The organism is Tardiphaga alba (genome assembly GCF_018279705.1).
Classification (GTDB): domain Bacteria; phylum Pseudomonadota; class Alphaproteobacteria; order Rhizobiales; family Xanthobacteraceae; genus Tardiphaga; species Tardiphaga alba.
Genome location: NZ_CP036498.1, coordinates 3438204 through 3458938 on the forward strand (window position 1 = coordinate 3438204; position 20735 = coordinate 3458938).

Genomic DNA, 20735 nt, shown 5'->3' on the forward strand with positions numbered 1-20735 from the left:
GCGACGAAGCAATCCAGAGCGCCGCGAAGAAAGACTGGATTGCTTCGCTGCGCTCGCAATGACGAGAAATTACGGATCAGATCATGTCCGACATCCTCACCAAGATCGAAGTCTATAAGCGCGAGGAAATCGCCAGGGCGAAGCAACAGCATTCGCTGGCCTCGCTGGAAGCCCTCGCCAAGACGGCATCGCCGCCGCGCGGCTTCATGACCGCGATCCACCGCAAGCTCGACAAAGGCGACTTCGCGCTGATCGCCGAAGTGAAGAAAGCGTCCCCCTCGAAGGGCCTGATCCGCGACGATTTCGATCCGCCGACGCTCGCGAAAGCCTATGAGGATGGCGGCGCGGCGTGCCTGTCGGTGCTCACCGACACGCCTTCGTTCCAGGGCCATCTCGACTTCATGGTTGCGGCCCGCGAGGCCACCAGGCTGCCGGTGCTGCGCAAGGACTTCATGTTCGACACCTATCAGGTGGTCGAAGCCCGCGCGCATGGCGCCGACTGCATCCTGATCATCATGGCCGCCCTCGACGACGCGCTCGCCCGCGACATCGAGGATGCCGCCATCGATCACGGCATGGACGTGCTGCTGGAAGTGCACGATCAAGCCGAACTCGAACGCGCGCTGAACCTGCGCTCGCCGATGATCGGCATCAACAACCGCAACCTGCGCACCTTCGACGTCACGCTTGCGACCAGCGAGACGCTGGCGCCGATGATGCCGAAGGACCGCCTCAAGGTCGGCGAGAGCGGCGTCTTCACGCCGCATGACCTCGCGCGACTGGAGCGCGTCGGGATTTCGACCTTCCTCGTCGGCGAAAGCCTGATGCGCCAGACGGATGTCACGGCAGCGACGAGAGCATTGCTGAAGCGGGGCTAATCATCATGAGTAAGAAAACGAAATCAAAGACCCCTGCTCTCACGCATATCAACGCGTCGGGCGAAGCCCATATGGTCGATGTGTCGGCCAAGCCTGCCACCGAGCGCGTCGCGGTTGCTGAAGGTCTCGTGCTCATGAGCAAGGCGACGCTCGACATGATCGTGTCGGGCAACGCCAAGAAAGGCGACGTGCTCGGCACCGCGCGGATCGCCGGCATCATGGCGTCGAAGCGCACCTCCGACTTGATCCCGCTCTGCCATCCGCTGGCGCTGTCGAACGTCACGGTGGACATCACACCCGACAAGAAGCTGCCGGGCTGCCGCGTGCGCGCGAGTGTGAAGGTGTCTGGGCCGACCGGCGTCGAGATGGAAGCGCTGACCGCCGTGTCGGTCGCGTGTCTGACCGTCTATGACATGATCAAGGCGGCGGAGCGCGGCGTGCGCATCGAAGGCATCCACCTGGTCGAGAAAAAAGGCGGCAAGTCCGGCCATTACATCGTGACCGACAACGCCGCCGATTGATCAGGCGCTGATCTGCCCGTGCGGGTCATTGCCGGTGCCGCTCATGCAGGGCTGACCTTCGACGCGGAACTCATCGAGCTTGCGGCCTGACGCGAGCTGGAACACCAGCCAGCGCGGGCGCAGGCCGCGCCCGGACCAGACCTGCGACGGCTGATCCGGATTGCGATAGAACGGACCGGCCTTGGGACGTAACGCCGTGACGGCGCGCTGCGATGCTGCGGAAAACTGCTCGAGATCGCGCAACCGGTCGTCCATGTCCTGACGCTGGGCCGCCATCTTGGCTGCCAGCACGATGCGCAACTCCTCATGGAGCTGCCAGAGTGCATCCACAGACATCGTCATGAAATCGTACTTCATCGCCATCTGAGCCCTCGCGTCACATTCGCTGTCCAAAAAATGGACCGGGACCGCACGCGAGCATGGGGGGTGTTGGCGGCGGTCCCGGCACCACGTCAAGCGACCCGGGCGGGAGGATGAGAACATCCGGGGCCGGCGATCGTGGCGCCACGAGAGGTAGCGCGCCGACCAGGGCCAAGCGTAAACGCCGCGTAGCTAACTACGCCTCGCAATTGTAACTTTGCAGGTAACCTGAATACCGGTGAATCCCGGTACAATACGCTTAACGGCGGTTGTGACGGCGACGAACACGACGACGTTCCGGCTTCGTCTCTTCCAGTATCCATGGACCGATCTGCGCGTCGAGATGACGCTCGTAGCGCTTCACCAGCATCCATCCGCCCGCGGCCAGAACGGCAAATACAAACAATATCGACATCAGCAATCCGATTTGAAAAATAGCTTTCTATCGGATCAATTACGGTTAATCCTTTTTTAAGTTTCGATGATCTCCCATGCCGTGCACGCACAGCGCTGGTTAATCGCGCATCCTTCGCGATGATGATGCCGTCATCGGCGCGTGCTAGGTCTCAAATTGCACATTCATGATCAAAGTTGCACACCACATGACATCGCCTTCCCTGCCCATCGACGCGCTGCTGTTCGATCTCGGCCGCGTTATCCTCGACATCGATTTCGACCGCGTGGCGCAGGCTTGGGCCTATCATGCAGGACAGACGCCGCAAGCCCTGCTCGCACGCTTCACACGCGGCGACATCTACATGCAGCACGAGCGAGGTCAGATATCGGATGATGCGTTCTTCGCGCATCTGCGCGAGACGCTCGCCATAGAACTCACCCCGGCGCAGTTTCTCGAAGGCTGGAATGCAATCTTCGTCGGCGAAATGCCGGGCATCGGCGAGCTGTTGCCGCGCGCCGCGGCGCGCTGGCCGCTCTACGCCTTCTCCAACACCAATCCGGCACATGTCGCGCATTTCTCGATCGCCCATGCCAATCTGCTCGGACATTTTCGCGAGGTGTTTCTGTCGTCGTCGATCGGCATGCGTAAGCCTGACGCCGAGAGCTTCGATCATGTGGTGGCCAAGATCGGCGTGCCCGCGAACCGCATTTTATTCTTCGACGATTCAGAAGAGAACGTCACAGCCGCACGGGCCCGCGGCCTGCAGGCCGTGCACGTCACCACGCCGCATGTGGTCGCCGACACGCTCGCCAGCTTCGGGCTTTAGAGCCAGGAGCTGCGACGATCCGGCTATGGCTTGAGATCAGGCGGCAGCGACGGGCTTTCGCGGATCAAGGTGATGGTGACGCGGCGGTTGGCCGCCGCTGACGGCGCATCGGGATAGAGCGGCTCGCTATCGCCCTTGCTGGCGACGAGGAACAGCCGGCTGTTCGGAAAACCCTCGCGCGCCAAAACCTGCCGCACGGCATTGGCGCGATCCCAGGAGAGGTCGTAGGCGTCGTAATTGGGACGCCCCGTCGGCATGCCCGCGGCAGCATGACCGGTGATCGAAATCCGCAGCGCTGTCGCACGCAAAGGCACGGCGAGCCGCTCGATCAGAAGCCGCATCTGGAGCGTCGGCGTGCTGGCGCCCTCGGCGAACATCGCGCGGCCTTCCTGATCCGTAATCTGGAGATTGATGCCGCGCGGCGTCTCCTCCCACATCAGGCTCTTGGAAATTTCCGACAGCTCCGGCGAGCTCTGGATTGCTTGGCGCAACGACGCAGCGGCGCGTATCAGATTGCGCTCGGCGGACTGCGCCACCTCGGCTGCCTTGCCATCGGGGCTCGGTGCGTTGCCCATGTGATCCGGCGGGACATGATCGACACTGGCGATCTTGCCGCGGGTGGGCAATCCGTCGATCTCGATCACCCCGGCATAGCGCGCGTCATGCTGCACGCCGAATGCCTCGCGCATCGAGCCCGCCAGGATCGCCATCTTGCCGTCGTCCTGATGCGAGAATGCGAGCATCATGGCGAAGAAGCACATGAGCAGACTCATGAGGTCGGCGAAGGTGACGAACCAGCCGGCACCGTGGCCGCCCGTGTCGCCATGTTTCGATTTCGATGCTTTTTTCGTAAGCATGGGTACAGTCTTCATGCGCGCGGTGGGCGAACCACCGCGATATGACTACTAATATACCCCTGACATTAATGTCGCACTAACGGAGCACCGCTCAGGCCCGGGACAGCCGTGCGTAGGCCAGGCTGGTCACGACGCCCAGCAATGCCCAGAAGATCAGGCCGGTGACGGCAGCGGCGACAACGAAGCTGTGCGCCAGTGCCTCCGGCACGTCGGTGTGGCCGGCCGGGGCCTGCGGCGCGCCGATCAGATGCGGCAGCACGATCAGGCCGAGGCCGAGCAGTGCGGCCCAGGACGCCTTGCGGAAAATCAACAGGCCGAGGCCAGCCGCGGTGGCGCAGGCCGTACCGATCCACCACGTCTGACGCAGTGTCAGGTCTGCGACGGGCTGCCCCGGAACTTCCGGCGGTAGTCCGAGGCCGGGCGCAGCGACGAACACGACGAAACCGCCGAGCCCCCAGAACAGTCCTTCACGCCAATCCACCGGACGGCCGCGCAGTGCGAAAATGCCGGCGAGCAGCAAGGCAAAGCCGATAGCCGTCAGCACGTTGGCGCCGGCGGTGAATGCATTGCGCTGGAACCCTTCTTCAGGCTCCCAGGCCCCGCCATGGTCATGCGCGGCGGCGCTCGCATGCTGATGAGCGCCGTGGTCATGCGCCGGCGCTGCCGGTGCAGGTGTCGCGGTCGGGGCGGCAACCGGCGCCTCCGCCTTCTTCTCGTAGGTTTCGGCGCGCTGGATCAGTTGCACGGTGCCGACCATCTGGATGGCCGTCGTGGCGGCGCCGGCGATCACCCCGGCAAGCACGGCCGAGAACACGATAGAGCGGAAAACGGACATGGTTCTTCGGTAGCCGCTGTCAGTGGATCAGTGGCAGGGGAACGCGTTGGCGTGGCGCACGTCATGCGCGGCGTTGTGGACTGCGCTGATATGGGAGAAGCCGACTACGCCCACGACGAACAGGCCAAGCGCCATGGCCAGAACGGCCTGCACAACGACATTGACGTCGGTGGTGACGGCGGTGAGCTGGGCGGTCTGGGTCTGCTGCATGGGATTCCTCATCAATTCTGCAACGAGTTTAGCTGCTTTGTTCCGCGGATGCGACCGCCAATTTCGCCATGGCCCGTGCGAGATCCCGGCTGGTCAGATGCAGATTGGCATCAGGCCCAAGGCGCGCATGCGCGATCTTGGCGCGGGCGGCGAGATGGAACGCGGTTTCCTGCGCGTGGAAAAACGCCGCACATTCCTCCGGCGAGGGCATGTGCTTCAACAGGGTCCGGAAGGCATGGAGATGCACCATGCAGGCGCCCTCATGCCCTTCGGGCCGGAACGACAAGGCATCCACGTCGCTGCGCCAGCGCAATGCAAGGCCAGCGGCCCTATCGTATCCGTCGGTCATGCCCCTTGGTAACGGCTCCGGGAGCGATCCCCAAGTCCGACGTCAAGTCCGACGTCAAGTCCGACCTCAAGCTCTGCTCCAAGCCCGGCCAAAGGGACAACCGACGCTTGCCTCCCCCGCCCGCTTCGCTAAGACGGGCATCACGAGAATACGGAGATCCGCCGATGGCCCTCATGCCGTTCACCGATGCCATGGCCGCAATCCTGAAGGGCGCCGATGCGCTGCCCGAGGAAATGGTGCAGATCGAGGACGCGTTTCACCGCGTGCTGGCGCGCGACATCGCGTCGCTGAGGACGCAGCCGCCGGAAGCCATGTCGGCGATGGACGGCTATGCCGTGCGTGCGGCCGATGTGACCGTCGGCGCGAAGCTGAAAGTGATCGGCGAGATTTCCGCCGGCAAGCCTTTCGATCGCGCTCTCGCTGCCGGCGAAGCGGCGCGCATCTTCACCGGTGGCGTCGTGCCGGCCGGCAGCGACACCGTTGTGATCCAGGAAGACACCGCGCGCGACGGCGACATCGTGACCATCAATGAAGCCGTCCCAGTCGGCAAGAACATCCGCCCGGCCGGCGTGGACTTCAATGAAGGCGATGTGCTGCTGCGCGCCGGCACGCGCCTCGCCGACCGCGATCTCGCCCTCGCCGCCGGCATGAACCATCCGCAGCTGCCGGTGCATCGTCGCCCGGTGGTCGCCATGCTCGCCACCGGTGACGAACTCGTGCTGCCCGGTGCCACGCCAGGCCCCGGCCAGATCGTGCTCTCCAACGGTTACGCCCTGCGCGCATTGGCCCGTGCCGAGGGCGCCGACGTGATCGATCTCGGCATCGCCCGCGACACGCTGGAATCGACGACTGCAGCGATCCGGCGCGCCATCGATCTGAATGTGGATGTCCTCATCACCACCGGCGGCGCATCGGTCGGCGACCACGATCTCGTGCAGCAGTCGCTGGTCGCGGCCGGCATCGAGATGTCGTTCTGGAAGATCGCCATGCGTCCGGGCAAGCCGATGATGCATGGCCGCCGCGGCGGGATGCGGGTGATCGGCCTGCCCGGCAATCCCGTCTCGTCCTATGTCTGCGGCTTCCTGTTCATGGTGCCGCTGCTGCGTGCGCTGTCCGGCCGCAGCGAAGTCCAGCATGTTCGCGAGGCTGCCGTGCTCGGCCGCGATCTCGCCGCCAATGACCAGCGTGAGGACTATCTGCGCACGCGGCTCGAATGGCAGGACGGGAAGCTCGTGGCGACGCCGGTGATGAAGCAGGACTCGTCGCTGCTGGGCAACCTCGCCGTCGCCGAAGGCCTGCTGGTTCGCGTGCCGCATGCGGAGGCTGCCACGGCCGGGGATCCCTGCGCCATCATTCGCCTCCCGACTTAGCGGGATACCGCGAACCGACCCGATTTTCAGGCGTTGCCCGACGGGGCATCGCCCTTCATAAATTCCGCCAGCTCTCGGTCACCAAGTTGTCACGTAACGCGGCGACAGAGAGCATAGACAACAGATTCGGTGCCCGTTCATGGATTACTTCAAGCGCTTCAACTTCCTCTTTGCCATGCCGACCTTCGATGCGGATGACCTTGAAGGCGTTCGCCTCAATCAGATCGTCGAGGAAATCGAGAAATCGGGCTTCGAGGTGGTGAAGGCGCGCAAGCTTGAAGACGCTGCCATCGCTGTTCAGACCGACGCCGCCATCGGCTGCATGGTGGTGGACTGGGGCAAGAAGGGCCTCGAGGGCAAGACCGCCGCGCTGATCAACCTGATGCGCCGCCGCGGCCTCGACTTCCCGATCATGCTGCTGATCCGCCGCCAGCGCTTCGAGGACATTCCGGTCGAGGTCCTCGACTTCATCGACGGTTACATCTTCCTCTCCGAAGAAACCCCGCCCTTCATCGCCAAGAACCTGATCAGCCGCCTCAAGCAATATGCCGAGACGCTGAAGACGCCGTTCTTTGGCGCCCTTGTGGACTATGCCGAGGAAGGCAACCAGCTCTGGACCTGCCCCGGCCACAATGGCGGCGTGTTCTACAGCCGCTCTCCGATCGGCCGCGTGTTCATGGAACATCTCGGCGAAGCAGTGTTCCGCGACGACCTCGACAATTCCGTGCTCGATCTCGGCGACCTCCTCACCCATGAAGGCCCCGCCCTTCAGGCGCAGAAGGAAGCGGCGCAAATTTTTGGCGCGGAGAAAACCTATTTCGTGCTCAACGGCACCTCGACCTCCAACAAGGTCGCGCTGTCCGCACTGGTCACCGATGACGACCTGGTTCTGTTCGACCGCAATAACCACAAGGCCGCGCTGCACGGCGCGCTGATGATCTCCGGCGGCACGCCGATCTATGTGCCGACCGTGCGCAATCCCTGGGGCCTGATCGGCCCGATGAACTGGGATTCCTTCAGCGAGGAAGCGCTGCGCGAGCGCATCCGCACCAATCCCATGGTCAAGGACAAGGATGCCTGGAAACGCGAGCGGCCGTTCCGCGTCGCCGTCATCGAACAATGCACCTATGACGGCACCATCTACTCAGCCGAGATGATCATCAAGCGCATCGGCCATCTCTGCGACTACATCCTGTTCGACGAGGCCTGGGCGGGCTTCATGAAATTCCACCCGCTCTATGCCGGCCGCTTCGCCATGGGCCTCAAGGATCTCGGCCCGGATTCGCCGGGCATCATCGCCACGCAGTCGACGCACAAGCAGCTCGCCTCGTTCTCGCAGGCCTCGCAGATCCACATGAAGGACCGCCACATCCGCGGCCAGAAGCGCCGCGTCGAGCATCGTCGCTTCAACGAAAGTTTTATGCAGCACGCCTCGACATCCCCATTCTATCCGCTGTTCGCCTCGCTCGACGTCGGCGCGCAGATGATGAAAGGCCGCTCCGGCGAAGTCTTGTGGGACGATACGATCCGCCTCGGCATCGAGCTGCGCAAGAAGATGCGCGCGGTGCGCCGCGAATTCGAGGAAAAGGAGTTCCGCCCGGAACGCCGCTGGTTCTTCGAGCCCTTCGTGCCCGAGCGCGTCCAGATTCCGGATGTCGCGCAGCCCGGCGCCACCCACAGCGTGCCGTGGGAGAGCATCAGCACCGACCAGCTCGCCACCAATCCCGCTTTCTGGCAACTGACGCCGGATGCCAAATGGCACGGCTTCCCGGATATGGAAGCCGGCTTCGCCATGACCGATCCGAACAAGCTGACGGTGCTGACGCCGGGCTTCGATCGCGCCACAGGCGGCTATGCCGAGCATGGCATCCCGGCGCCTGTCGTCGCGCAGTATCTGCGCGAGAACCAGATCGTGCCGGAAAAGAACGACCTCAACTCGCTGCTGTTCCTGCTGACGCCGGGCGTCGAGGCCAGCAAGGCCGGCACGTTGGTGTCGGGCCTCGTCGCCTTCAAGCGCTTCCATGACGAGAATGCTCTGCTCGAAGATGTCATCCCGGAATTCGCGCGCCGCCGCCCGGCGCGCTATGCCGGCGTGCGCCTGCGCGATCTCTGCGCCGACATGCACAAGTTCTATCGCGCCGCCGATGTCAGCGGCCTGCAGGCGAAGCAGTTCATGGATCAGCATCTGCCGGAAATCGCGATGTCGCCCCATGACGCCGCACGCCTGCTGGTGCGCAACGATGTCGACTACCTGCCGATCGACGAGATCGCCGGCCGCATCGCCACCACGCCCTTCGTCGTCTATCCGCCGGGCATCGCCACCATCGTGCCGGGCGAGCGCCTCACCGAACGCGCGCAGCCGATGATCGATTATCTCAAGATGTTCGAGACCTGCTTCAACACCTTCCCGGGCTTCGATGTCGAAATCCAGGGCATCTATCGCAAGGTCGATGCAAGCGGCCGGATTCGGCTCTACACCTATGTCGTGTCCGAAGAGCGGGATCCGAGAAAGTGAACGTACCAAACGGGACGGAAGCACCGATCATTGTCCGGCCGTCGCGTGACAGCGACGTCGATGCCATGCTCGCAATCTATCGCCGCCACATCCGTCAGGGCGTGGAGGAAGGCGTCAGCGACGCCGATGCGATGCAGCCCGACGATCTGCGCGACCGCCGGAAGAACCTAAAGAACAAGCGCTTCCCGCATATCGTGGCGACGCGGAATGGCGAGGTGGTCGGCTATGCCTATGTGGTCCAGTTCCGGAAGCGGCCGGCCTATCGCTATGCCGTGAAGCACTCGATCTATGTGCATCACGATCACACCGGCCAGGGTGTCGGCGGCAAGTTATTGCGCGAACTCATCGACGTCTGCGCCGCCGCCGGCTTCCGCCAGATCATCGGCTATATCGACGCCGACAACGCCCCTTCGCTCGGGCTGCACGACCACTTCGGCTTCACGCGGATCGGCACGCTGCCCGGCGTCGCCTATCGCTCCGGCCGATGGGCCGACACGGTGATGGTGCAACGTTCGCTGGCCGCCGGCGCGACCACGCCGCCGCCGCCCATGCCGCTGTCGGAGCGGATTTCGTAAGCACAGCGGGCATCGCCCTGCCCGCAACCGGCATCACGCCGGCGTTCGCATGTGAACGACGTGGCGATCGACGGCGAAATGCTGCGCATTGGCGCCGATGCCGATACAGACGGCGATCGCCAATGCGGCCATGATCAGGACAAGTGTCTTAGACATCGCATCCTCCCGGTCTGAACCTCGATCAAAACGTATGATCGGGACAAACGGGAGCAAGCACGGTTACGCGCATTTAATGCGGAACACGCGGCTTCGCGACAGCAGCAATAGAGCTTTGGCCACCAAACTGCGCTGGAATCGGCAAGAGGCTGCCGGGTCCCCACCCGGACAGCCTCTCTGCGCGGATGTCCGGTCCCCAAGTCGCCGGTGCTGCCGCATGGCCGCAAGCTCCGATTTCGTGGTTGCGCAAGGTTAACACCGCTTTAATCCGCTCACTTGCGGATCATCGGCACGCCCTTGGTGGTGAAGCGCTGGGACTTGCCGCCACCGGGCCGAACCGGGCGCTGCGTGCCGGCAGCCTTCCCCGTTCCGGGGGGCTGATGCGCCGGCACGAGCTGTTCGGGACGCGGCCCGATCAGATCGGCGCGGCCCATCGCCCGCAACGCATCGCGCAGGATCGGCCAGTTGTCGGGATCGTGATAGCGCAGAAACGCCTTGTGCAGCCGACGCTGCCGCAGCCCCTTGATCGCCTCGACCTTTTCGCTCGCGCCATGACGCACGCCGCGCAGCGGATTGACGCCGGTGTGATACATGGCCGTCGCGGTGGCCATCGGCGACGGCAGGAAGGTCTGCACCTGATCGGCGCGATAGCGGTTCTTCTTGAGCCACAGCGCGAGGTTCATCATGTCCTCATCCGTCGTGCCCGGATGCGCCGCGATGAAATACGGGATCAGGAAGTATTTCTTGCCGGCCTTCTGCACGGCGGCGTCGAACATCTTCTTGAAGCGGTTGTAGGTGCCGATGCCCGGCTTCATCATCTTGTCGAGCGGACCGCGCTCGGTGTGCTCCGGCGCAATCTTCAAATAGCCGCCGACGTGATGGGTGACGAGTTCCTCGACATATTTCGGGCTCTGCACCGCAAGATCGTAACGCACGCCCGAGGCGACCATCACCTTCTTGATGCCCTTGGTCTCGCGCACCTTGCGATACAGGCTGATCAGGTCGTCATGCGAGGTGTTGAGGTTCGGGCAGATGTCCGGAAACACGCAGGACGGCAACCGGCAGGCCTTCTCGACCTTCGGATCCTTGCACGCCATCCGGTACATGTTCGCGGTCGGTCCGCCGATATCCGAGATCACGCCCGTAAAACCCGGCGTCTTGTCACGGATCTTTTCGATCTCCTGCAGGATCGATTTTTCCGAACGGTTCTGGATGATACGGCCTTCATGCTCGGTGATCGAGCAGAAGGTGCAGCCGCCAAAGCAGCCGCGCATGATCGTCACCGAGAACTTGATCATGTCCCAGGCGGGAATCTTCGCATCACCATAGGACGGATGCGGCGCGCGCGCATAAGGCAGATCATAGACCGCGTCCATCTCTTCCGATGTCAGCGGGATCGGCGGCGGATTGAGCCATAGATCGCGATCGCCGTGCTTCTGCACCAGCGCACGCGCATTGCCGGGATTGGCCTCACGATGCAGCACGCGCGAAGCGCGCGCATAGGCTTCCTTGTCCTGCTCGACCTGTTCGCAGGACGGCAACCGCACCACCGTGTCGCCGCTCTGGCGGGACGCGCCTTCATCGGCGGAATCGAGATCGTCCGCCGGCAGTTCGGTGTAATTCTCGGGCACGCGGCGGAACAGCGCGACGCCGCGGATGTCATCGAGTTCGCGCGGCGGCTCGCCATCGGCCAGCCGATGTGCGACTTCGACCACGGCGCGCTCGGCATTGCCGTAGAGCAGGAGATCCGCCTTGGCGTCGGCGAGGATCGAACGGCGGACTTTCTCCGACCAGTAATCGTAATGCGCGATGCGGCGAAGCGAGGCCTCGATGCCGCCGAGAATGATCGGCACATCCTTGAAGGCCTCACGACAGCGCTGCGCATAGACCACCGTACAGCGATCCGGCCGCTTGCCGCCCTCGCCGCCCGGCGTATAGGCATCGTCGCTGCGGATACGGCGGTCCGCGGTGTAGCGGTTCACCATCGAATCCATGTTGCCGCCGGTGACGCCGAAGAACACGCGCGGCTTACCTAGCGCCTTGAACGGCTCGGCCGAATGCCAGTCCGGCTGCGAAATGATGCCGACGCGAAAACCCTGCGCTTCCAAGAGGCGGCCGATGATGGCCATGCCGAATGAGGGATGATCGACATAGGCGTCGCCGGTGACCAGCACGATGTCGCATGCGTCCCAGCCGAGTTCGTCCATCTCGGCACGGCTCATGGGCAGGAATGGCGCAGGCTTGCGCTGCGGCACCAGGAAGGCGCGGGACATCAATGGTTGTTCGGCGACGGCGAGATTTGTCATGCGCCACGCATAAGACTCCGGGAGTCCGAATTCAACGGCGGCGCTGCATATTGAGCGAGAACGATGCAGTCTTTGCCGGCATTGGCGGGAACTGTGACGGCTTCGCTTCGCAGAAGATTATCTTGGTACCACCACGCACCGTAAGCGCGCGCGACCGGGGCAAACAAACGCGCCGTTCCGAATGGGTCGCAAGGACGTCCAGAAAGCGCGAAAGATGACAAAATTAGCCATTGCGGAACACATATGGAACAGATAGTGTTCGTTCATGATTTGTTTCGAGATTCCGTGGCTTAGTCGTCAAGCGTTGCCCGAACTCGCGAACTGCCCTCGATGAGATGCCCTGCAAAGGGTGTCTGCAACGAGGTCCTGAAACACACGCGGCGGCCGACGATCTGTCGTTGAAGACCCGTCAACTGAGGATGGCTTTCAGATGCTCACGCGCAAGCAATACGAACTGCTCCGCTTCATTGACCAGCGACTGAAGGAAGCCGGCGTCCCGCCCTCCTTCGACGAGATGAAGGATGCGCTCGACCTGCGCTCCAAATCCGGCATCCACCGCCTGATTACGGCGCTGGAGGAACGCGGCTTCATCCGCCGCCTGCCGAACCGCGCACGCGCGATCGAAGTGATCAAGCTGCCTGAACTCAACACCGCAGCCCCTGCGAGCGGACGACGCGGCTTCACGCCGAGCGTCATCGAAGGCACGCTGGGCAAGGGCCGCTCCGCGCCCACCCCCGTGGCCAGCGACGATGACGGCGGCCGCACCATCTCGGTGCCGGTGATGGGCCGGATAGCGGCTGGTACGCCCATCGAAGCGCTGCAGACCCGCAGCCATTCGATCAGCGTGCCGCAGGATATGCTCGGCAATGGCGAACATTATGCGCTCGAAGTGCGCGGCGATTCCATGCAGGACGCCGGCATTCTCGATGGCGACATGGCGCTGATCCAGAAATCCGACAGCGCCGACACCGGCGACATCGTCGTGGCGTTGATCGACGACGAGGAAGCCACGCTGAAACGCTTCCGCCGCCGCGGCGCCTCCATCGCGCTGGAGCCGGCGAATGCGGCCTATGAGGTTCGCATCCTGCCGCCGAACCGCGTGCGCATCCAAGGCAAGCTCACCGGCCTCTATCGCCGCTACTGAGCGATGCGCTCGGTAAAAGCGTGATCTGATCCCGAAAACCCATATCCGCTTTTCGGGATCCTGCTCAATCGTCCGGCGCGAGATCCGTCTCCGCCGGCGTTGCATCGACCGGTCCCTGGCGCGTGCGTTGGCCGGTCGAACTCGCAGCTTCCACGGCATCGACAGGTCCGCGCGCCCAGGGCCGCTGCAAGCCGCCTGTGCGCGTCGTCTCCGCTGAGAAACCGTCACCAACGCGCCGCAGACTGGTCGCTCCCTGCCCCTGCAGCCTCTCGCGATCGATCACCATCGCCCGGCAGTTGGTGGGCGCCTGCTTCGCGGTGACGATCAACACCGTGCGCTCACAGTCATCACTGAATGCATCCGGCATCAACGTCAGGGCAATCAGGGCGCCATCACCGAGCGCCGTCACGCAGCCTGACGGATCGCATGACACGCCTTCGCCAAGCGAAGCATCGGTCGGCAATCGCGCATCGGCATCCGCGCCAAGCCATTCCTTGACCAAAAACGCATCCTTGCCGCTGCGCATCACATGTAGCCGGCCGTCACGTCCGCGGACAGCCACGCTCTGGCCGTCACCGGCGATCAGCACGTCAGGCTGCCTTGTGAATGCAGCCCACACTGTTGCCACCGCCAGCGCGATCACGCCCGCATAACGCAACGGCGTGCGCAGCAATGCGAGCAGGATGATGCCGAAACTGGCTGCGATCAGCGGCCCCGTCCCGAAGGCCGACACGCGACCGATCGCACCGGGGAGCCCTGCCACCCACTTGGACACAAAGATCATCCATTGCAGCCCGATCTCCATGATGTGCCAAAACAGACTATCGAAACCGAACGGAATGGCGATCAGGCCCAACAAGCCTGCCGGCATCACCAGTATCGAAACCACCGGCATGGCCAGCAGATTGGCGATGATGCCGTAAGGCGTGATGCGGTGAAAATGATAGGCCGCATAAGGCATCGTCGCGAGGCCAGCGACCAGCGATGCGAGCAGCAGCAATGAAAGTTCGCGGCCGCCCCAGAGCGCGATGCGTGCCGTCGTCGAACTCTCGGATGTCGCGAACAAAGCTGGCATGCCGATCTGCACCAGCGCCACGAGGCCGAGCGTCGCCGCGAACGACATCTGGAAACTCGGATGCACCAGCGCCTCAGGCGTGACGATCAGCACGATCAGCGCCGCGATCGCCAGTGTGCGGAAGGTGATGGCGCGGCGATCGACCATGACCGCGATCAGCACCACCGCAGTCATGATGAAGGATCTCTGCGTCGCGACCTCGGCTCCCGACAGCAGCAAGTAGAACAGCGCGGCCAATAATGCCGCCGCAGCCGCAACCTTCTTGATGGGAAACGTCACCGTCAGCACGGGGATCAGCGCCAAGAGCGCGCGCACGACAAAGAACACCACGCCGGCGACCACCGCCATGTGATAGCCGGAGATCGACAGTACATGGCCGAGCCCGGAAATGAACATGGCGTCGTTGACGTCCGATGAGATCGCATCCCGCCGGCCGGTCAGGAGCGCCGTCGCGATGGCGCGGTTGTCGCCCGTGAGCGACGCCCGAATACGCGCATCGATGGCATCGCGCATGCCCTGCATGGTGGCGGCATATTGCAGATGCCGCGATGGCGGCGTGGGTGGATCGACCTTCCTGATCGCGCCGGTGACGAAGCCCGAAGCGCCGATGCCCTGGAAATAGAGATCGCGCGCAAAGTCGTAACCGCCTGGCCGCAGCGGCGCGAGCGGCGGCTGCAAACGCGCCTTCAGCGTGACGAAACTGCCAACCGCAGGCGCCGTCCCCTTTTTCACCGACAGCCGCACGCGCGTCAGCTTGATCGCGTCCCGCGGCGTCTCCATCGTCGCCACGCGCAGCACGAAACGATCGCTGCGCTCGCGCTCCTCGCGGGTTTCGACGAAGCCGGTCAGTGCCGCCCCGAAAACCGGCTTCGCCAGAACCTCATGCGCGATGCGCGCACTTTTCCACGTTGCGCAGGCGAAACCTGCAGCCAAGGCGGCTGCGAGAAGCATGGTAGGAAATGCAGAAGATCGCCGAAGCAGAATGGCTGCGATGGCAAAAGCACAGGCCGTTGCGGCCGCCACCCCAGCCACCGGCTCGCGCTCCGCTGCAAAATACAGCGCGATGCCGGCGCCGAAAGCCACCGGCACCCAGGGCAGCAAACGGCCGGGCCCGGCTTCCGCCTGCGCCCAGGCGCGGAGCCAGTCGAACGGCCATGTCCAGGAATGATGGGGCGCGAGCGCGCCGGCCGTCGTCGATGGCGGCCATGTGACCGCTCTCGCCTGATTGCGCTGCTGTCCCCCGCTTTGCTCCATCGAACCGCTCGCTCGCCCTGCCGAATGCTATCGGAAGGGCGAGCGGCGACTAGCGGAACGGATGCAGAATGCGCGAACTAATCTCAGACGCGTAGGATGGGTAGAGCGAAGCGAAACCCATCAGCGGAGCCTGCCGAAAAGACGGAATGATGGGTTTTCGCTTCGGCGCTATCGCGCCTGCGCTCTACCCATCCTACAATCAGGCCAGCTTGGCGTAGCTGTCGCGCAGGCCGACGGTACGGTTGAACACCGGTTTGCCGGGGGCTGAGTCCTTGTCACGGCAGAAATAGCCCTGCCGCTCGAACTGCATCGCGCCATCATAGTTGTCGCTCGCCAGCGCCGGCTCCAGCATGGCGCCATCGAGCACTTCCAGCGAATTCGGATTGATCTGCTCGGCAAAATTCGACGCTTCCGGCGTCGGCGTCGCGAACAGTTGCTCATAGACGCGCACTTCCGCCGGCACCGCATGCGAAGCACTGACCCAGTGGATCGTCGCCTTCACCTTGCGGCCGTCAGGCGCGTTGCCCCCGCGGGTTTCGGGATCGTAGGTGCAGCGCAGTTCGACCACCTCGCCCTTGTCGTTCTTCACGACATCCTTGCAGGTGATGAAGAAGCCGTAGCGCAAACGCACCTCGCGGCCCGGCGCCATGCGGAAGAACTTCTTCGGCGGATCCTCCATAAAGTCCTCGTGCTCGATATAGAGCTCGCGGCTGAACGGGATCTGGCGGGTGCCGAGCGCAGCATCGTCGGGATGGTTGACGGCCTCGAGCTGCTCGACCTGCCCTTCCGGATAGTTTTCGATGACGACCTTCAGCGGCCGCAGCACCGCCATGCGGCGCGGCGCGGTGCGATTCAGCGTCTCGCGCACGGCGAAATCGAACATCGAGAGATCGACGGTGGAATTCGCCTTGGCGACGCCGATGCGCTTGATGAATTCGCGCAGGGCTTCTGCGGGAATGCCGCGGCGCTGCAGGCCGGCCAGCGTCGGCATGCGCGGATCGTCCCAGCCTGTGACATGGCCGCCGCGCACGAGCTCGGTGAGCACGCGCTTCGACAGCAGCGTGTAGGTCATGTTGAGCCGCGCAAACTCATACTGATGCGGCCGCGATGGGACCGGCAGATTGTCGAGACACCAGTCATAGAGCGGCCGGTGATCCTCGAATTCCAGCGTGCAGATCGAGTGCGTCACATGTTCGATGGCATCCGACTGGCCATGGGCGAAGTCGTAGCTCGGATAGATTTTCCAGGCCTCGCCGGTGCGCGGATGATGCGCATGCAGGATGCGGTAGATCACGGGGTCGCGCAGGTTGATGTTGCCGGCAGCCATGTCGATCTTGGCGCGCAGCACGCGCGCGCCGTTCGGGAATTCGCCGGCGCGCATGCGCGCGAACAGGTCGAGATTTTCTTCAACCGAACGATCGCGGAACGGGCTGTTCTTGCCGGGCTCGGTCAGCGTGCCGCGGGCAATGCGCATCTCTTCCGGCGACTGGTCGTCCACATAGGCCTTGCCGGCCCGGATCAGGTGCACCGCCCAGTCATAGAGCTGCTCGAAGTAATCCGAGGCGAAATGCAGGTTGCCCTCGCCCCATTCGAAGCCGAGCCAGCGGACGTCGCGCTGGATGGCGTCGATATATTCCTGCTCTTCCTTGGTCGGGTTGGTGTCGTCGAAACGCAAATTGCAGCGCCCGCCGAACTCGGCGGCGACGCCAAAATTCAGGCAGATCGACTTGGCGTGGCCGAGATGCAGGTAGCCGTTCGGCTCCGGCGGGAAACGCGTCACCACGCTTTTGTGCTTGCCGGATTCCAGGTCCGCCGCCACGATGTCGCGGATAAAATCGCGGCCGGCCTCAGAGCCGGTGTCCGCGGTCGATTCGTCTGTCATAAGCTGCCTTTCAGATTGCGCCCTATGTGCCAAATCCCGGACGCGCCGCCAAGGGGCAGCCGCACCGGGCTCCCCGGAGTTCCTGGCCGAAAAGCAGGCATTTTTGCCCATTGGGCAGCGGCGCACGGGTGTGGTACACGGCCGCAACAATCCCATCCGAACAGATCGACTTCGCCTGACATGACCGCACCCGTCGTTACCCGTTTCGCGCCCTCGCCCACCGGCTTCCTCCATATTGGCGGTGGCCGTACCGCGCTGTTCAACTGGCTGTATGCCAAGAAGCACGGCGGCAAGATGCTGCTGCGGATCGAGGACACCGACCGCGAGCGCTCCACGGACGCGGCCATCGACGCCATTCTCGACGGGCTGAAGTGGCTCGGCATCGAGTGGGACGGCGACACCGTCTACCAGTTCGCCCGCGCCGCCCGGCACCGCGAGGTCGCGGAGCAACTGCTCGCGGAGGGCAAGGCCTATTACTGCTACGCCTCGGCCGAGGAACTGCAGGCGATGCGCGAGAGCGCGCGTGCCGAGGGCCGCTCAAAACTCTATAACGGCCTGTGGCGCGACCGCGATCCGTTCACACCGAAGCCGGACGTGAAGCCGACCATCCGCCTCAAGGCGCCGCTCACCGGCGAGACCGTGATCGAGGATCAGGTACAGGGCCGCGTGGTCTGGCAGAACGAGAATCTCGACGATCTCGTGCTGCTGCGCGGCGACGGCACGCCGACCTATATGCTGGCTGTGGTGGTGGATGACCACGACATGGCCGTCACCCATGTGATCCGCGGCGACGACCATCTGATCAACGCCGCCCGCCAGAAGCAGATCTATGACGCGCTCGGCTGGGAGGTCCCTAGCATGTCGCACATCCCGCTGATCCATGGCCCCGATGGCTCGAAGCTGTCGAAGCGCCACGGCGCGCTCGGCGTCGATGCCTATCGCGCCATGGGCTATGTGCCGGCCGCCCTGCGGAATTACCTGGTGCGCCTCGGCTGGAGCCATGGCGATCAGGAAATCTTCACCACGCAGGAAATGATCGACGCCTTCGATCTGTCGGCCATCGGACGTTCGGCCGCGCGGTTCGATTTCGCCAAGCTCGAAAGCATCAACGGCCACTATATCCGCCACAGCGACGATCAAGCCCTCGTGACTATGTTCGAGGAGATCCTCCCTTACGCTGAGGGCGGTGCTGCGATCCAGAGCAAGCTCAACGACGCCACGCGTGCACAACTGCTGCGCGCCATGCCGGGCCTGAAGGAGCGTGCCAAGACGCTGCTCGAACTGGTCAAGGGCGCCGATTTCATTTTCGCCAACCGCCCGCTGGAAATCACCGAGCCGAAGGCGGTTGCCGTGCTGACGCCGGAAACCCGCGCGCTGCTCGGCAAATTGCGCTCAGCGCTCGAAGCCGTCACCGACTGGTCGGCCGCCAACACCGAAGCTGCTGCCCGCGCTTTCGCCGAGGAAGCAGGCCTGAAACTTGGCGGCGTCGCGCAGCCGCTGCGGGTTGCATTGACCGGTAAGACCACATCGCCCGGCATCTTCGACGTGCTGGCGGTATTGGGGCGACAGGAGTGCCTCGATCGGCTCGCCGATCAGGCAGCGATTTAGCATAGCTGTAGGCAGCCTTAGGTCGCCTTGCAGCGCACTCGCCAATACGCTACGCATGCAGCCGAATGCTCTGGAATTCCCGTCGGACGCCGCCATTTTCTCCTTAAATGACGGTGGTTTGACGGCCCCTCAACGATCTCATCGGGGACTATGCGATGGACGCGAAAACAAACACCAAATCCGCAACGCTGACAGTCGATGGCAAGAGTTTCGATCTGCCGATCCATAGTGGGACCGTCGGCCCCGATGTGATCGATATCGGCAAGCTCTATGCCCAGTCGGGCATGTTCACCTACGATCCGGGCTTCACCTCGACCGCGAGCTGCCAGTCCCAGATTACCTATATCGACGGCGACGCCGGCATCCTGGAATATCGCGGCTACCCGATCGAGCAGCTCGCCGAGAAGGGTGACTTCCTCGAGACCTGCTATCTGCTGCTGTACGGGGAACTCCCGACCAAGGCGCAGAAGGAAAAGTTCGACCACCTCGTGACCAACCACACCATGGTCCACGACCAGATGACGCGCTTCTTCACCGGCTTCCGCCGCGACGCGCATCCGATGGCTGTGATGGTCGCCTCTGTCGGTGCCCTCGCCGCCTTCTACCACGACTCCACGGACATCAACGACGCCAAGCAGCGCGAGATCGCCTCGATCCGCATGATCGCCAAGATCCCAACGCTTGCTGCGATGGCCTACAAGTACACGATCGGCCAACCCTTCGTTTACCCGACCAATACGCTCGATTTCGCGTCGAACTTCATGAAGATGTGCTTCGCCGTGCCGTGCGAGGAGTACAAGGTCAATCCGGTGCTCGCGAAGGCGCTGGACAAGATCTTCACGCTTCACGCTGACCACGAGCAGAACGCTTCCACCTCGACCGTCCGCATCGCCGGTTCGTCGGGCGCCAACCCGTTCGCCTGTATCGCCGCCGGCATCGCCTGCCTGTGGGGTCCCGCTCACGGCGGCGCTAACGAGGCTGCGCTGCAGATGCTCGCCGACATTGGCACCGTGGACAAGATTCCGGAATTCATCGCCAAGGTGAAGGACAAGAACTCGTCCGTGCGCCTGATGGGCTTCGGCCACCGCGTCTACAAGAACTACGATCCGCGCGCCAAGCTGATGCAGCAGGCCTGCCACGAAGTTCTCAAGGAAACCGGCCATGGCGGCGACGAGATGCTCGCTGTTGCGATGGAGCTCGAGAAGATCGCGCTGTCGGACCAGTACTTCATCGACCGCAAGCTGTATCCGAATGTCGACTTCTATTCGGGCATCACGCTGAAGGCGATGGGCTTCCCGACCTCGATGTTCACCGTGCTGTTCGCCGTCGCCCGCACCGTCGGCTGGATCAGCCAGTGGAGCGAAATGATCGGCGACCCGCAGCAGAAGATCGGCCGTCCGCGCCAGCTCTTCACCGGCGCAGCCCGCCGCGACTACACGGACATCGCCAAGCGCTAAACGGCGTCGAGGCTGAAACGACAAACCGGCGGATCGCAAGATCCGCCGGTTTTGTTTTTGTGTAGCCCGGGTGGAGCGAAGCGTAACCCGGGGACCGGCGTTTGAACTAACTCTGCTGTCCCCGGATTGCGCTGCGCTCCATCCGGGCTACGCTACGATC

Annotated in this window: 19 protein-coding genes; 9 read left to right on the top strand and 10 right to left on the bottom strand. The window is 63.5% G+C overall.

The genetic code is table 11. The features are described 5' to 3' along the window. Positions 1-83: 83 nt before the first annotated feature. Positions 84-878: an indole-3-glycerol phosphate synthase TrpC gene (trpC, locus tag RPMA_RS16195; RefSeq protein ID WP_211908703.1), complete on the top strand. Its 795-nt coding sequence runs from the start codon at positions 84-86 to the stop codon at positions 876-878. Positions 879-883: 5 nt separating this feature from the next. Continuing rightward, positions 884-1399: a cyclic pyranopterin monophosphate synthase MoaC gene (gene moaC / locus RPMA_RS16200; RefSeq protein WP_211908704.1), complete on the top strand. Its 516-nt coding sequence runs from the start codon at positions 884-886 to the stop codon at positions 1397-1399. On the opposite strand, the gene RPMA_RS16205 is transcribed toward moaC, so the two are convergent. Further along, positions 1400-1762, bottom strand: coding sequence for an H-NS histone family protein (locus RPMA_RS16205; protein WP_249225230.1), 363 nt, complete (start codon positions 1760-1762; stop codon positions 1400-1402). A gap of 256 nt (positions 1763-2018) precedes the next feature. Further along, on the bottom strand, positions 2019-2174 hold the full coding sequence (locus RPMA_RS16210) for a hypothetical protein (protein ID WP_211908707.1): 156 nt from the start codon (positions 2172-2174) through the stop codon (positions 2019-2021). 187 nt (positions 2175-2361) lie between these two features. Between RPMA_RS16210 and RPMA_RS16215 the strand changes: the two genes are divergently transcribed. Continuing rightward, positions 2362-2982, top strand: a complete 621-nt coding sequence (locus RPMA_RS16215) for an HAD-IA family hydrolase (RefSeq protein ID WP_211908709.1) — start codon at positions 2362-2364, stop codon at positions 2980-2982. A 23-nt stretch (positions 2983-3005) separates the two neighbouring features. On the opposite strand, the gene RPMA_RS16220 is transcribed toward RPMA_RS16215, so the two are convergent. The 4 genes from RPMA_RS16220 to RPMA_RS16235 all read right to left on the bottom strand — a co-directional run bounded on the left by RPMA_RS16220 (position 3006) and on the right by RPMA_RS16235 (position 5233). Further along, the gene (locus RPMA_RS16220; protein ID WP_211908710.1) at positions 3006-3839 is read right to left on the bottom strand and encodes an OmpA/MotB family protein; all 834 of its coding nucleotides are present in this window, start codon (positions 3837-3839) and stop codon (positions 3006-3008) included. 91 nt (positions 3840-3930) lie between these two features. Further along, positions 3931-4674, bottom strand: coding sequence for a CbtA family protein (locus tag RPMA_RS16225; protein ID WP_211908712.1), 744 nt, complete (start codon positions 4672-4674; stop codon positions 3931-3933). A gap of 27 nt (positions 4675-4701) precedes the next feature. Then, the gene (locus RPMA_RS16230) at positions 4702-4896 is read right to left on the bottom strand and encodes a CbtB domain-containing protein (protein ID WP_249225231.1); all 195 of its coding nucleotides are present in this window, start codon (positions 4894-4896) and stop codon (positions 4702-4704) included. A 16-nt stretch (positions 4897-4912) separates the two neighbouring features. After that, positions 4913-5233: a hypothetical protein gene (locus tag RPMA_RS16235; RefSeq protein ID WP_211908714.1), complete on the bottom strand. Its 321-nt coding sequence runs from the start codon at positions 5231-5233 to the stop codon at positions 4913-4915. Positions 5234-5397: 164 nt separating this feature from the next. On the opposite strand from RPMA_RS16235, the gene RPMA_RS16240 reads away from it, so the two are divergent. From RPMA_RS16240 to RPMA_RS16250, 3 genes are all read left to right on the top strand, one after another. Then, positions 5398-6603: a molybdopterin molybdotransferase MoeA gene (locus RPMA_RS16240; RefSeq protein WP_211908722.1), complete on the top strand. Its 1206-nt coding sequence runs from the start codon at positions 5398-5400 to the stop codon at positions 6601-6603. Between the two features lie 139 nt (positions 6604-6742). After that, positions 6743-9118 (top strand): Orn/Lys/Arg family decarboxylase, encoded by a 2376-nt coding sequence (locus tag RPMA_RS16245; RefSeq protein WP_211908724.1) that lies wholly within the window; start codon positions 6743-6745, stop codon positions 9116-9118. Between the two features lie 65 nt (positions 9119-9183). Further along, the gene (locus tag RPMA_RS16250) at positions 9184-9693 is read left to right on the top strand and encodes a GNAT family N-acetyltransferase (protein WP_249225731.1); all 510 of its coding nucleotides are present in this window, start codon (positions 9184-9186) and stop codon (positions 9691-9693) included. Between the two features lie 33 nt (positions 9694-9726). Here the strand turns inward: RPMA_RS16250 and RPMA_RS28265 are convergent, their stop codons facing one another. After that, on the bottom strand, positions 9727-9849 hold the full coding sequence (locus RPMA_RS28265; RefSeq protein WP_256438168.1) for a hypothetical protein: 123 nt from the start codon (positions 9847-9849) through the stop codon (positions 9727-9729). 272 nt (positions 9850-10121) lie between these two features. Beyond that, entirely contained in the window at positions 10122-12155 is a 2034-nt protein-coding gene (locus RPMA_RS16255) for a YgiQ family radical SAM protein (RefSeq protein WP_211908726.1), read from the bottom strand. A 430-nt stretch (positions 12156-12585) separates the two neighbouring features. Between RPMA_RS16255 and lexA the strand changes: the two genes are divergently transcribed. Then, the gene (gene lexA / locus RPMA_RS16260) at positions 12586-13299 is read left to right on the top strand and encodes a transcriptional repressor LexA (protein ID WP_211908728.1); all 714 of its coding nucleotides are present in this window, start codon (positions 12586-12588) and stop codon (positions 13297-13299) included. Between the two features lie 64 nt (positions 13300-13363). Here lexA and RPMA_RS16265 read toward each other — a convergent pair whose 3' ends face one another. Then, positions 13364-15628: a ComEC/Rec2 family competence protein gene (locus tag RPMA_RS16265; RefSeq protein ID WP_211908730.1), complete on the bottom strand. Its 2265-nt coding sequence runs from the start codon at positions 15626-15628 to the stop codon at positions 13364-13366. A gap of 199 nt (positions 15629-15827) precedes the next feature. After that, positions 15828-17510, bottom strand: coding sequence for a glutamine--tRNA ligase/YqeY domain fusion protein (locus RPMA_RS16270; RefSeq protein ID WP_211908732.1), 1683 nt, complete (start codon positions 17508-17510; stop codon positions 15828-15830). A 180-nt stretch (positions 17511-17690) separates the two neighbouring features. Here RPMA_RS16270 and gltX point away from each other — a divergent pair, with 180 nt between their 5' ends. Together gltX and gltA are read left to right on the top strand one after the other, a co-directional pair. After that, positions 17691-19118, top strand: a complete 1428-nt coding sequence (gene gltX / locus RPMA_RS16275) for a glutamate--tRNA ligase (protein WP_211908740.1) — start codon at positions 17691-17693, stop codon at positions 19116-19118. Between the two features lie 155 nt (positions 19119-19273). Then, entirely contained in the window at positions 19274-20575 is a 1302-nt protein-coding gene (gene gltA, locus RPMA_RS16280; RefSeq protein WP_211908749.1) for a citrate synthase, read from the top strand. Positions 20576-20735: the final 160 nt, after the last annotated feature.